Origin of the sequence: Xylanibacter ruminicola Ga6B6 (genome assembly GCF_000687715.1) — a bacterium.
Classification (GTDB): Bacteria; Bacteroidota; Bacteroidia; order Bacteroidales; family Bacteroidaceae; genus Prevotella; species Prevotella ruminicola_B.
In genome coordinates, this window is the sequence record NZ_JHXD01000017.1 from 1 (window position 1) to 14,012 (window position 14,012).

The window sequence follows — 14,012 nt, forward strand, 5'->3', positions numbered from 1 at the left end:
CCAGATTCTGCAACTCTAACTCACGAACGCGAGCTTCGAGTGCCAGTACCTCAGGAGATTTCTCCTCTTTCTTTTTACGTGCCATATCTTCAAGCGGTTTGGTATCCGCCTGCAAAGATACAACATTTTTTGATTTTCTGTACCGGCTTACCCAACATCTTATCGTACTTGGTTCAACATTGTAGTACTTTCCCAACTCTTCATAACTGTTGGTACCATTCAAATAAGCAGAAATAATCTCCGCTTTCTTCTCTTCTGGAATCCTTGGATTTAAAATTCTCATAAGTCTAACACATTTATTAAGTTTCTAAATGTGTCAACCTATATCAGTATAAGACACTACCTTAAGGCGCGGCAGCTATGGAAGCAGTGACTTTGCGACTGGAGGAGTGCGGGGCGATGGGTTATCATCTGGTAGATGGTGGGCCAATCGGGCAGTGGACACAGACCGCTATCGTCGACAAACACGTCTACATTCAGTTTACGCGAGTAGGTGGGATTTCCAGCGGGCGTTTCGTCGGGGTAGTTACAGTTAACGGCATAGAACTCCAAACCACGCTGGCGGCACCACTCTACAGCCTCCTGGAGCAAACGGCCCTCGCGGCAGGTCCACAATATTAACTGATGGCGATCGCTGGCCAGTAACTTAAGGGTCTCGATGGCAAAGGGTTTCTCATTGCCAATGTAAGGGTAACGGTTCTCAACGATGGTACCGTCGAAATCAACTGCAATAATCATCTCTTTATACTTTTATCGTTATTATTTCCGTAGTGCGAGTAGGCATAACGCCCGTAGCGGCCATAAAAACCATAGCCATAATAGTAGCCGTGCTTGCGCTTCGACATGTCGATGCCGTTAAGTACCATACAGGGCTTTGGCAACTTTTGTTCGGCAGCCAGCGTGTTTACAATCTTAATATCGTTTTTGTGCGTATAGTCGGCACGACACACATAGCAGTTTACGTGGGCGTAGCGGGCTATCTGCAGCGTGTCGGTAACAAATCCCACAGGGACAGTATCAATAATGATGTAGTCATAATCCTTACGCAGAACATCAATCACATCGGCCATGTTCTGACGGGCCAGCAGTTCGGTGGGGTTAGGCGGGACAGGACCAGCCATAAGCAAATCGAGACGGCTATCGATGCCCGATGACACAATCTGCGCACGCACCGAGCCAGGACTGACATGACTCATGGCCAGCAGATTGGATACGCCCAGCGAGCGATCGTTGTAGATATTAAACAACCGGGCAAGGCGGTATTCGAAATACCTGATGAGCAGAATAACACCCATGGGAACGGCCAAGCCAACCACCAGTGCACCTAACATAATAATAGCACCACGGGGCTTTACTTTGCCCACCAGCTGGGGCTCATCTATCAGTTTGCCTTTATCAGCGGTGGCTGCCAGCGAAATACTGTTCTCCTCGCGTTTCTGCAGCAGCATCAGATAAAGTCCTGAGCGCACCTCCTGCTCGGGAGTGCTACCCAATCGGCCCTGATATTTGGCATACTGGTCGCAAATGCCCTGCTGCTGGATATCAGCCGAACGGCGTGCCTGGAGCAGTGCTGCACGGATAGACGACTGCAGTTCGTCGAGAGTAGCAGTAAGGGCCATCACCTGCGGCGCCTGTTCGCTGGCCACCTTCAGCAGGCGGTTACGGTCCTGCACAGTCTGATTGTAGCTTGCAATAAGGGCAGTAGAGGCCTGATCGGTCATACCCACATTCGAGGGGATAATCTTATCTTGATTTGCAGGATTATCAACAAACTCGCGCAAGTAATCCAGCAGCTGTATCTCGGAGGTAGCCTCGGCCAGTTTGGTGCTGTACTGTCCCGACATCTGCAGCGACTGGGTAGCATCCATCTCCAAGCGGGTAACGGTGTTGCGCTTCTTATAACGTTCGAGCGTACCCTCGGTATAGCCCAACTCGGCATTAATCTTGTTGATACGGGCGTTGATAAACTCCTCGGTTTTCAGTGCTATCTCGTTCTTATCGGCATTAGCCTGACGGTTGTAGCAGGCGGTGAGTGCCGACAAGAAATCAAGTCCACGATGTACATGGGCATCCTGCAGGGTTATTTCGGCTATCGACGACTGTTTGGTTACTGGCTTTACATCAAGCTTACCCAAATAGGTTTTGGCTACCAGCATGGGCGGCTGAATGGTAACAATGTAATCGCCATCATCAGTCTTACGGCAAGCGGGGTTTACCCTGAAGGTTAGCGTACCATAAGCGGTACGCACCGATGCCGGCAGTTGGCGGGGCGTAAAGTTGAACGACTGTACAGGCTGACCATTGCACAGCAGCTGCCCCTCCACCTGCACGGTGTTATAACGGGATGCCAGCTGCAGGCGGATGGTACGCGTTTCGTCGTGCAGTACGCGATCCATACTATCCAGCGCTACGGCATCGATATCCACCAGCCAGGGTTGGTTTCCGTACACCAGATTATTTCGCAGCGTGCCACTGCGATAGTATTCGGTGTAGAGTTTCAAATCATTCACGGCATCGCGCACTAATACACGCGACTGCAGAATCTGCATCTCGTTCTCGATACCAGCCAAATTACTCATAAAACCCAGGTCGCGCATATTTGCCAGTACATCGGCATTGCTGCGGGAGTTCTGCTTATCATCTTTAATCAACATGCGTGCCGACAGTGAGTAAATCGCCGTGGTGTAACGCAGATAGGCAAAGGCACCTGCCAGGCAAAGCACTACCGAGAGCACAAACCAGCGCCAATGCAGAATAAGGATTGTAAGGAGTTGTCGTACGTCGATACCGGAGGCGGCATCATCGTCATCATCGTAGAGTAAGCGTTCTTCAAGGTCGGCTACACTCAGCTTCTTGTCTTCTGTCATTAAATAATAATCAGTACTTAGTAAGTTTAGGGCATTGTTCTGTGTTGTTATCCTATCATGTCCAGCCCGTTTTTTTTTCTATTTTGGACTGCAAAGGTACTGAAAATCAAGGAGAAAAAGACTAGAAAAAAGGAGAAATCGACGATTAGTATAATTTAACACTCAACCTCATCGATTTCTCATATCAACCAAAATTCACTTAAACTTTATTGCATACGCAGACACATCATGGTCAGGTCGTCGTTCGGGTCGGCGCCATCGCGGTGGCGCTGCACCTCGTTATACAGGATTTCTACTACCTGCTGGGCACTCTCGAAATGAGTGTTGCGCAGGATGGATAGCAGCTGGTCGTCGCCAAACTGCTTGTGATCGCGGTTCTCGGCCTCGTTCAGTCCGTCGGTATAAAGGAACAGCGCACGGCCCTTAATGGTATCAATCTCCTCGCCCTGGAACTCCAAGCCCGGCAGCACACCGATGGGGAAGTTGGGCAGCATCTGCAGGAACTCACCATGGTGCTCGCCACCACCTATCACAGGCGGATTATGACCGGCATTACAGAACTTGAGGTGCCCCGACTGCAGATTAACCATGCCCACAAACATGGTTACAAACATGTTGGTGGGGTTCTCGTCGCCCGACAGGGCCTCGTTCATGTGGGTACAGATATCGGCAGGTGCCATCTGCTGGTTGGCCAGCGTACGGAACAGGCGGGTTACCTGCGCCATAAACAGCGAGGCTGGCACCCCCTTACCACTCACATCGCCCACGCAGAAGTACAGGTTATCGCCCTTGAGCAGATAGCCGTAAAGGTCGCCACCAACCTCCTTAGCGGGTGTCATTGAGGCATGCATATCCAGTCCCTCGCGGTTGGGGAACACACTGGGCAACATGCTCATCTGTATGTTGCTGGCCACGTTAAGCTCACTCTCGATAGACGCTTTCTGGGCGGTGGTAAGCTTCAGCTCGTCGATATACCTTACCAGTGATTGCTGCATGTAACCGAACGAGTGACTGAGCTGACCAATCTCGTCGGTACGCTCAAAGTCGGGCAGTTCGGCATCAAAATTACCCGAGGCGATGGTCTCGGCCTCGCGTGCAAGGCGGTGCAAAGGCTTGAGCTCGCGCGTAATTACATTAATAAATACGCACAACATAACCAACAAGCCAACAAACACAATACCCATCACGGTGTGGCGCAGGCGGTTAAAGCCGCCAAAAATGTCGCTCTCGGGGCACACAATGGCCATAGAGCAGCCCGTTTTGCCCAGCGGCTTGTAGAACACGTAGCTATCCTTGCCATCTATCACCATGCGGCGCATACCCTCTTCGCCACGCTGCATGGCATGGCCCAGGGCTGTCAGAGCCGTGTCGGGCTCCAGCATGGTCTGCGTAAAAATAGTATGTCGGGTAATCTTGGTACTGTCGGGATGCACAAAGTACGTACCGCCACGACCTATCATAATACTGTAAGAGTTAGGATAGGGTTTTACTGCCGAGATGGTTTGCGACAACCAGTTGATAGACAAACTGGTGTTGATAACGCCAATTACCGCGCCCTGCTTGTTTTTGATGGCCTGACAGTAGGTGGTGACCATCTCGTAAGTATTGGTGGGCGCATCAAGATCCATGTAAGGATCGGTCCAGCAGGGGTGCCCCAGCAACGTGGGCATCAGGTACCAGTCCATAAAAAAGTACTGGTAGTTATCGCTACCGCCCTGCAGGGTACGGATGCTATCGCCCTCGTATTTTGAGTAGGCCGAGAAATAACGGCCATACTCCTTGAAATAGTAAGGCTCGAAGGCGATTGAGCACGAGTAGAAATCGGGATTATTACGCAGCGTACCCTCGCTATACACAAACATCGAGTCGGCCACGTTAGGATGGCGCTGCACCAGCCACACGGTCATGTTAGTGGCCACCTCAACACGGTTCAGGATACCCTCTACCTGCAGCGATGTACGATCAAGAATGGTGGTGGCACGATGGATGGCCTCCTGGCGCACTGCCTCGCGCGACTGATAGAACAGGAACCCGAGGGCCGCAACAAAGATAACGGCGGCAAACATCACCACCCACAAACTAACCCTGATGGATAGCTTACGGCGTATATATGCAATTATTTCATTCATAACAGTTATCTATCATTTAGCTATTAACTCCTGGTATGTTACCTCGCGATCAAGCATACGGTTCTGTACCATCAAGTGGCTGGCACGTTTCACCATGTCGGGGCGCAAACGGAACTCGCGCTTCTTCGACTCACGATCCACCTGCAGTCGCAGCACCTCCTGCAGCATCAGCTGCTGCATCACGCGGTTGGTACCTATCTTTTCCCTGTCCACATACTTCATCACGATATCAAGCGCTTCGTCGGGGTGCTTGGCAGCGTACTCCCACCCCCTCTTGCTGGCCTGGGCAAAGCGAATGGCCTGGTTGCGGTGCTTCTCGTAGTAGCTACGCGTCATGTACACGCCATCCTCCTGCACGTTGTAGCCATGGTCGCAAAAGCGGTACACGTTCTTATCGGTTACGGTAATACCTGCCTGCACCAGCTGGTAATACTCGTTGTAACTCATGGCCAGCGTGGCATCCAAGGCCCCCGCCACAAACAGGTTCACATTCTGGGCAAAACGCACAAACTCGTAGTTCAGGTGGTCCATAATGCTCATGCAGATGGCCAGCTGACCGAAACCCACACTCCAGATACCCACACGGGCACCCTTTTGCTTGAGCGGATCCTCGTTACGGGCCGATACAATCACCATGGCATTGTTCATGGATGTTTGCAGAATATTTACCAATGGTATGCCGCCATCCACTATCTCCAAGGCCTGACACAGCTGCAGCGTGGTGGCCTGGCACTGGTTATGCTGCAATCGGGCCATGGCGGGCTGCGTGGGTGTGGGGTGCTCTATATGCACCTTTACACCGGCCTCGCGGTAAAAACCCTTGGCCTCGGCTACATAATAGCCGGCAAACTGCGCCTGCGCCGTCCACTGGGGCGTAAACACAATGGTCTCATCCTGAGCTGCCATTGTAAACGGTACCATATTAAAACATAAGGTTAGGATGGCTGTAAGCATCCGATGTTTCGTATCCATGATAGTATCAACATTATAGTTTTATAGGTTTCTACGGTTGCAAAGATAGTGTTTTTTCCGTAAACATCCAAACGTTTCTGTAAACTTTTTGGTATTTCGAGCTTCTTAAGAAAATATAAATCGGGCAATTGGCTGAAAAATAAGCCCGTTTGGTTGAAGAGATTTGCGTAGTTCAACCTTTCAGCGTACCTTTGCACCAGAAAAAGTAATCAATAGTTCAAGTAAATAATAGTAATGAGTTAGTTTTTTCATACATTTATAGTTTTTGTTAGTATAATGATTAGTAATTGGTTAGTAAGTTAGACAAGTTAGGGGCGCAGTGATGCGCCCCTAATTTATTGTTATTCAGCAAGTTCAATCTGTTCGAGTTTAAACAGCTTATCGCTCTGGCGTACCTTGCCTGTTACAGCTATCGATACACGGGTGCCCTTCTCAGCCACCTCAACCGGACCGTTATCACCGTGGATCTCTTCGGCCGTTACATACATCACACCAGTGGTAGGACCTGTAATCAGCATCTTGTCGCCCACCTTAAAGGTGTTTGCCTCTACCGTAAACTCAGCCACACCCAGATTCGAGAAATATTTCACGCCCTTACCAATGTAAACCTTGCGCTCAGTAGCGTTGCTGCCGTAGTGTTTGTTCCACTCACCCATGGTCTGGCCCTGATAGTAGCCATCCCAGAAACCGCGGTTAAATACAGTAGCCAGGCGAGCATCCCACTCGTCCTTTTTCTCCTCGGTAAACGTACCATCCAGCACAGCCTGAATGGCCTCCTTGTAGGCAGTAACCACGGTGTAAACATATTCGGGACCACGGGCACGACCCTCAATCTTAAACACACGCACGCCGCTCTTCATCATGCGGTCGATAAAGCGCACGGTCTTCAGATCCTTCGGACTCATAATATACTTATTGTCGATATCCAGCTGGTAGCCAGTCTCGTTGTCGGTAGCGGTGTACGAACGGCGACAAATCTGAATGCACTCGCCACGATTAGCGCTGCGGTTAGCGGCATGCAAGCTCATGTAGCACTTACCGCTGATGGCCATGCACAGGGCGCCGTGACAGAACATCTCGATACGTATCTGCTTGCCACTGGGACCGCAGATGTGCTCCTCCTCAACCTGACGGAAAATCTCGGCCACCTGGTCCATATTCAACTCGCGGGCCAGCACAACCACATCGGCAAACTGGGCATAAAACTTCAGAGCCTCGATATTAGAGATGTTGAGCTGGGTAGAGAGGTGAACCTCCTGCCCCACCTTGCGACAGTAGGTCATAACAGCCACATCGCTGGCAATCACAGCCGAGATGCCTGCCTGTTTGGCGGCATCAATAATTTCGTGCATCAAGGGGATATCCTCGCCGTAAATGATGGTATTAACTGTAAGGTAGCTCTTAATGCCATGTTCATCGCAGGTCTGGGCAATCTCGCGCAGATCGTCGATGGTAAAAGTAGTTGCCGAATGGGCACGCATGTTCAATTTCTCGATGCCGAAGTAAATACTGTCGGCACCAGCCTGTATTGCAGCTGCAAGACTCTCGCGCGAGCCTACAGGTGCCATTATTTCGTAATCCTGTATCATATCCTTAATTTTTTATTCCATGGGGAAGAGGCCGTACAGCTTCTGATCGATGAGTTCGCAGACCTTCTGAAAATCCTCTGGGCGGTCGCCAAACTTACAGGTATCGCCATTAACAATAATCAGCGGACCTTTGTAGGTAGCAATCCAGTCCTCGTAACGTTTTTCCAAGCCCTGCAGGTAATCCAGACGCATGGTTTGCTCGTACTCACGTCCGCGCTTGGCAATCTGCTCAACCAGCGTAGGTATGCTCGAACGGATATAAATCATCAGGTCAGGCAGTTTCACGAGCGACATCATCAGATCGAACAAGTCGGTATAGTTAGCAAAGTCGCGGTCGCTCATCATTCCCTGATCGTGCAGGTTGGGCGCAAAAATGCGAGCATCCTCAAAAATGGTACGATCCTGAATCAGTGTGTCCTTGCTCTGCGAAATCTCAACCACCTCCTTGAAACGTTTGTTCAGGAAATAGATCTGAAGATTAAACGACCAACGAGGCATATCGGCATAGAAATCAGCCAGATACGGGTTATTATCAACTGGTTCAAAACGGGGAATCCAGTTGTAACGATGTGCCAACAACTTAGTAAGCGTGGTCTTGCCACTACCAATGTTTCCTGCTACTGCAATATGCATACTATCTTTACATTAAAGATTAAACATTAAACATTAAAACAGTCCAAAGAGAGTTGCATCGATTTTGTCGATGATGCCAGAGAGGTCCTTAGGAATGTTAAGGAAGTCGAGATTGTCTTTCTCGATAGTAATCACACGGCCGGGGTATTTGTTCTTAATGAAATCGTCGTAACGACGGTTCAGGTTCTGCAGATACTCCAGCTGTATGCTCTGTTCGTAGTCGCGGCCACGCTTCTGGATATTGCTAACCAGATGGGGCACCGAAGCACGCAGATAAATCATCAGGTCGGGTACTTTCACCACCGTCATCATCTGCTCAAACAGTTCCATGTAAGTCTCGTAGTCGCGCTCGCTCAGGTTACCCATATCGCGGTTATTCTCCATAAACACATACACACCCTCGTAGATGGTACGGTCCTGAATAATGGTGTGATCAGCCAGAGCAATCGTAATCAGATCGCGGAAGCGTTCCTTCAGGAAATACACCTCCATATTAAACGACCAACGGTGAATATCGCGATAGTAATCCTCGAGATACGGGTTATGCTCTACGGCCTCGAACCTCGGTTCCCAGCCATAGTGTTTGGCCAGGAGCTTGGTGAGCGTAGACTTGCCACTACCTATATTTCCAGCTACTGCGATATGCATACTTAATTGAATTGGGCTGCAAAGATACTACTTTTTCGGCACGTATTATGGATTTTATCGATTTTTTTTCGTTCGGCCATATATTTTTCATGTTAATTCGCAGAATTCGCTCCAAAATATATTATCTTTGCAGCATGAAACTTAAAACCGTGATGGCATGTGCAGTTGCTTTGGTGATGCTGATGGGAAGTTGTGCCCACCAGCCAAGTGTCTATACCCCGGGGGGCAAGTACTTTACCAACGAAGTACTGAACCGCATGACACCCGTTAAGGACCAGGGCGAAAGCCAGACATGTTGGATTTACGCCATGCTGGCCGCCATTGAGACCGAGCACCTGAGCTGGGGCGACTCGGTAAACTTATCACCCTACTATATTGAAAAAATGATTGAGCAGGAGCAAGCCTGTCCCGCCACCAAGCGCGGCGAGCCCACCACCCTTATCAGAATGATTGAGAAATACGGTATCTGTGGCTACGACGCCATGCGCAAGATTACAACACCCGCCCCTAAGTGGGTGTTTATGCTGGGCGCACAGTACACCCCGCAGGAGTTTGCCCGCAGTGTGTGCAAGCCAGGCGAGTACATTGCTCTGACCAGTAACAACCATCAGCCCTATAACGAGGAGGCCGAGCTGGAGGTACCCGACAACTGGACCCACGAACGCTATCTGAACATACCGATGGACTCACTGCTAATCAAGACCGAGCGTGCCGTGCGTAACCACCACGGTGTGTGCTGGGAAGACGAGAACCACGCTATGTCCATAGTTGGCTTAGCCCACGACGAGGATGGCGAGCGTTACTTTATCATGAAGAATTCGTGGGGCGACCAAGGTCCATACGGTGGACTAGAATACTATCCCATGGCGCGTTTCTGTCAGGAGACCGTAGCCGTAGAGATGACTAACGAAGCATATCAGAACTAACTAATATCAGCAATATGATTTATAACGAAATCGGAAAAACAGGCATGAAGGTATCGAACTTAGGTTTCGGTGCCTCATCGCTGGGCGGCGTGTTCCACAGCATCCGCGAAGAAGAGGGAATCGAGGCTGTTCACACAGCTGTTGACAATGGTATCAACTTTATCGACGTGTCGCCCTACTATGGTCACCTGAAGGCCGAAACCGTACTTGGCAAGGCACTGAAGGAGATTCCACACACTAAGTATTTCCTATCTACCAAGGTGGGCCGCTACGGACATAACGGTGTGAACACCTGGGACTACAGCGCCAAGCGCGCTCAGGAGAGTGTGTACGAGAGTATGGAGCGCCTGAACGTGGATTACATCGACCTGATTAATGTACACGACATTGAATTCCAGAGCGACATGGAAGGCGGCTTGCAACTGATTGTTGACGAAACTCTGCCAGCCTTGGTTGAACTGCGCGAAAAAGGCATTGTAAAGCACGTGGGTATTACCGACCTGCAGCCCGAGAACCTGAAGTGGGTGGTAGAGCATGCCCCTGAGGGTACGGTAGAGAGTATTCTGAACTTCTGCCACTACTCGCTGAACGACACACTGCTGGCCGACTATCTGGGATTCTTCGAGCAACACGGCGTGGGCGTGATCAATGCCTCGCCATTCTCTATGGGCCTGCTGTCGCAGCGTGGCGCCCCCGCATGGCACCCAGCCGGCAAGGATCTGCAGGAGGCTTGTGCCAAGGCTGCCAAGTACTGCGAGGAGCAAGGCTATCCTATCGATAAGCTGGCCATTCAGTTCTCAACCAGTCTGAATCCACGCATCGCCACTACCCTGTTCAGCAGTGCCAACCCCAAGAACGTGCTCAAGAACATACAGTACGTTAACGAGCCTATGGACGAGCAGCTGGTTAAGAAGGTACAGGAGATTATCGGCGACCAAATGTTTGTAAGATGGAAAAACTCATAATAGATGCCCACAGTCATCTGTGGCTGAACCAAGACACGGTGGTTAACAACCAGCGTATCTGTCAGTTAGAGCCCAACCGCAGTCGCTCGCTGTTTTTCGGCGAGGAGCGACAGATGCTACCGCCATTTATGACCGACGGCCAGAACACGGCTGAGCGTTTTCTGAGTAACATGGACTATGCCCAAGTGGCAGCCGCCGTGGTTACGCAGGAGTTTATCGACGGCATACAGAACAGCTACCTGCTACAGGTAGAGAGCCGCTACCCCAACCGTTTTTTCACCTTCGGTATGCTGGATTACCGCAATCCCGACTTTATGCAGAACGCTCCAGACGTGGTAGAGGCCTTTAAAGGCATCAAGATACCCGCTGCCCGATTACCCCAGCAGTTCCTAACCGATGCAATGTTGCAGTTGTTGCAGTTGATGGAGAAGCAGGATAAGATATTAGGCATTGAGCTACAGGACGGCGACGCACAGGTAGGACAGATGGAAGAGCTGATACAGGAGTGCCCCAACCTGAAAATAGCCATCGGCCATTTCGGCATGGTAACACGCGAAGGTTGGATGAGTCAGATTAGCTTGGCACGCCACAAGAACGTATACGTGGAAAGCGGTGGTATTACCTGGCTGTTTAACGACGAGTTCTACCCCTTCCCATCGGCCATCCGCGCCATTAAACAGGCTGCCGACGAGGTGGGCATGGACAAGTTGATGTGGGGTAGCGATTATCCCCGCACCATCACCGCCATCACCTACAAGATGAGTTACGACTTTGTAGAGAAATCGGCCGACCTAACCGCCGATGAGAAGCGTATGTTCCTAGGCCAGAACGCCAAGCAGTTCTTCGGCTTCGGCGAGCTGCCCGAGCTCCCTTACATCAAAAACATGAGCGAATAGTATAATAGTAAATAGTGAAATAGTCAAATAATCCAATGAAAGCAATACAGATTCCTGGCGAGCGCCAGATGGAAATAGTAAACATTTCTGAGCAGGAAATGAAGCCCAACGAGGTGCTGCTGCGCCTCAAGTATGTAGGTTTTTGTGGTTCCGACCTGAGCACATGGCTGGGTAAGAACCCCATGGTAAAAATGCCCGTTATACCTGGCCACGAGGTGGGTGCCGTGATTGAAAAGGTGGGTGCCGACGTGCCCGAACACCTGAAGCCCGGCATGGTGGTAACCTGCAATCCTTACACTAACTGCGGCAAGTGCGCCTCGTGCCGTAACCAGCGCGTAAACGCCTGTCAGCATAACGAGACTCTGGGTGTACAGCGCAACGGTGCCATGCGCGAGTTCATCGCTCTGCCTTGGGAGAAGGTGATTCCCGCTGGTAATCTCGATCCCCGCACCTGCGCCCTCATCGAGCCTATGAGTGTTGGTTTCCACGCCGTGAATCGTGCCCAAGTAACCGATATCGACACCGTAGTGGTGATTGGTTGCGGTATGGTTGGCATGGGAGCTATCGTACGTTCGGCCCTGCGCGGTGCTACCGTGATTGCTGCCGATATCGACGACGAGAAGCTGGCACTGGCCAAGGAGATGGGTGCCACCTATGCCATCAACACCAAGACCGAGGATGTGCATGCCCGATTGCTGGAGCTGACCGAGGGTTTCGGTCCCGACGTGATTATCGAGGCTGTGGGTAGCGCACCTACCTATCAGATGGCTGTAAACGAGGTGGCCTTCACCGGTCGCGTGGTTTGCATCGGCTATGCCAAGACCGACGTATCGTTCCAAACCAAGTTCTTTGTACAGAAGGAGCTCGACATTCGTGGTTCGCGTAATGCCCAGCCACAGGATTTCCGTGCTGTGATTCACTACCTGGAGCGTGACACATGTCCGGTTGACCGTCTGATTAGTGCCGACGTAGCACCCAAGCAGGCCCCTGAGGCCATGCAGCAGTGGAGCGAGGCACCTGGCAAGGTATTCCGCATCTTAGTTCACTTCTAAAAACCTTCTAAAGAAAATGGAAAAGCAACAACAATCTCTGATAGTCAAGGATGGGGTTAACTACCTCATCCCCTTTATACTCGTAACATTCTGCTTTGCACTCTGGGGCTTTGCCAACGATATCACCAACCCCATGGTGAAAGCATTCTCTAAGATCTTTCGCATGAGCGTAACCGATGGTACGCTGGTGCAGGTAGCATTCTATGGCGGCTACTTCTGCATGGCGTTCCCTGCGGCCATTTTTATCCGTAAGTTCTCGTACAAGGCGGGCGTGCTGATGGGACTCGGACTCTATGCTACCGGTGCCCTACTGTTCTTCCCCGCCAAGGCAATCGGTATCTACGGCTGTTTCCTCATCGCCTACTTTATCATGACGTGCGGACTCTCGTTCCTCGAAACATCGTGCAACCCTTACATTCTGACCATGGGCCCTGCCGAAACAGCTACGCGCCGCCTGAATATGGCACAGTGCTTTAACCCCTGCGGCTCTATCATCGGTATGTTTGTGGCCATGAGCTTTATTCAGGCCAAGCTCAACCCTATGAGCAGCGACGAGCGTGCCCTGCTGAGCGACACAGAGTTTGAGGCGCTGAAAGATGCCGACCTGAGTGTACTGATTTCGCCCTACCTGATTATCGGACTGGTGATTGTGGGCATGCTGTTACTGATGCGCTTTACCAAGATGCCCAAAATCGGCGATGCCAACCACGACATCCACTTCCTGGTAACCATCAAGCGAATCTTTGCACTCAAATACTACCGCGAGGGTGTGATTGCCCAGTTCTTCTATGTAGGTGCGCAGATTATGTGCTGGACCTTTATTATACAATATGGTACGCGCGTATTCATGGCCGAGGGTATGGACGAACAGGCTGCCGAAGTACTGTCGCAGCGATTCAACATCTTTGCCATGCTGTTCTTCATCTGCTCGCGCTTCATCGCCACTTTCTTGATGAAATACGTAAAGCCCGCCATGCTGCTGGCCATCTTTGGTGTATTGGCCATGGTATTTACACTGGGAGTTATCGGTTTCCAGGATCGTTTGGGCATGTACTGTCTGGTATGCGTTAGCGGTTGCATGTCACTCATGTTCCCCACCATCTATGGTATTGCACTCGATGGACTGGGCGACGATGCCAAGTTTGGTGCAGCAGGTCTTATCATGGCCATCTTAGGCGGTTCGGTACTGCCCCCGCTGCAGGCTATGATTATCGACGAGGGCACGTTGATGGGTATGCCAGCCACCAACATCTCGTTCGTACTGCCACTCATCTGTTTCCTCGTGGTGACAGTCTATGGCTATCGTATTCATATCAAGAAACATTTATAATTCCC

General features: G+C 50.8%; 13 protein-coding genes. 5 read left to right on the forward strand and 8 right to left on the reverse strand.

The features are described from left to right. The 8 genes from T500_RS16975 to T500_RS0110495 form a co-directional block, all read right to left on the reverse strand. Window positions 1-283 (reverse strand): transposase (locus tag T500_RS16975; RefSeq protein ID WP_155267517.1); only part of this gene is annotated, 283 nt, incomplete at its 3' end. A 56-nt stretch (window positions 284-339) separates the two neighbouring features. Next, window positions 340-738, reverse strand: coding sequence for a BT0820 family HAD-type phosphatase (locus tag T500_RS15795; RefSeq protein WP_051612018.1), 399 nt, complete (start codon window positions 736-738; stop codon window positions 340-342). Further along, on the reverse strand, window positions 735-2,867 hold the full coding sequence (locus T500_RS0110470; protein WP_028908069.1) for an exopolysaccharide transport family protein: 2,133 nt from the start codon (window positions 2,865-2,867) through the stop codon (window positions 735-737). The genes T500_RS15795 and T500_RS0110470 overlap by 4 nt, the downstream gene beginning before the upstream one ends. A 206-nt stretch (window positions 2,868-3,073) precedes the next feature. Further along, on the reverse strand, window positions 3,074-4,996 hold the full coding sequence (locus tag T500_RS0110475) for a SpoIIE family protein phosphatase (RefSeq protein ID WP_080694861.1): 1,923 nt from the start codon (window positions 4,994-4,996) through the stop codon (window positions 3,074-3,076). 12 nt (window positions 4,997-5,008) lie between these two features. Next, entirely contained in the window at window positions 5,009-5,968 is a 960-nt protein-coding gene (locus tag T500_RS0110480; RefSeq protein WP_028908071.1) for an ABC transporter substrate-binding protein, read from the reverse strand. Between the two features lie 341 nt (window positions 5,969-6,309). Beyond that, complete coding sequence (locus tag T500_RS0110485; protein WP_036908981.1) at window positions 6,310-7,557, reverse strand: peptidase U32 family protein; 1,248 nt, start codon at window positions 7,555-7,557, stop codon at window positions 6,310-6,312. Window positions 7,558-7,569: 12 nt separating this feature from the next. Further along, window positions 7,570-8,190 (reverse strand): deoxynucleoside kinase, encoded by a 621-nt coding sequence (locus T500_RS0110490; protein ID WP_013064125.1) that lies wholly within the window; start codon window positions 8,188-8,190, stop codon window positions 7,570-7,572. Between the two features lie 33 nt (window positions 8,191-8,223). Next, window positions 8,224-8,838, reverse strand: a complete 615-nt coding sequence (locus T500_RS0110495; RefSeq protein ID WP_028908073.1) for a deoxynucleoside kinase — start codon at window positions 8,836-8,838, stop codon at window positions 8,224-8,226. A gap of 134 nt (window positions 8,839-8,972) precedes the next feature. On the opposite strand from T500_RS0110495, the gene T500_RS16455 reads away from it, so the two are divergent. From T500_RS16455 to fucP, 5 genes are read left to right on the forward strand one after another with little or no spacing between them, the layout of a single operon-like run. Continuing rightward, the gene (locus T500_RS16455) at window positions 8,973-9,764 is read left to right on the forward strand and encodes a C1 family peptidase (RefSeq protein ID WP_028908074.1); all 792 of its coding nucleotides are present in this window, start codon (window positions 8,973-8,975) and stop codon (window positions 9,762-9,764) included. A gap of 14 nt (window positions 9,765-9,778) precedes the next feature. Beyond that, window positions 9,779-10,729 (forward strand): aldo/keto reductase, encoded by a 951-nt coding sequence (locus tag T500_RS0110505; protein WP_028908075.1) that lies wholly within the window; start codon window positions 9,779-9,781, stop codon window positions 10,727-10,729. Next, window positions 10,714-11,625: an amidohydrolase family protein gene (locus T500_RS0110510; protein WP_028908076.1), complete on the forward strand. Its 912-nt coding sequence runs from the start codon at window positions 10,714-10,716 to the stop codon at window positions 11,623-11,625. Before T500_RS0110505 ends, T500_RS0110510 begins: the two co-directional genes overlap by 16 nt. A gap of 35 nt (window positions 11,626-11,660) precedes the next feature. Continuing rightward, window positions 11,661-12,677: a zinc-binding alcohol dehydrogenase family protein gene (locus T500_RS0110515; RefSeq protein ID WP_028908077.1), complete on the forward strand. Its 1,017-nt coding sequence runs from the start codon at window positions 11,661-11,663 to the stop codon at window positions 12,675-12,677. Between the two features lie 16 nt (window positions 12,678-12,693). Next, window positions 12,694-14,007 (forward strand): L-fucose:H+ symporter permease, encoded by a 1,314-nt coding sequence (fucP, locus tag T500_RS0110520; RefSeq protein WP_028908078.1) that lies wholly within the window; start codon window positions 12,694-12,696, stop codon window positions 14,005-14,007. Window positions 14,008-14,012 lie beyond the last annotated feature (5 nt).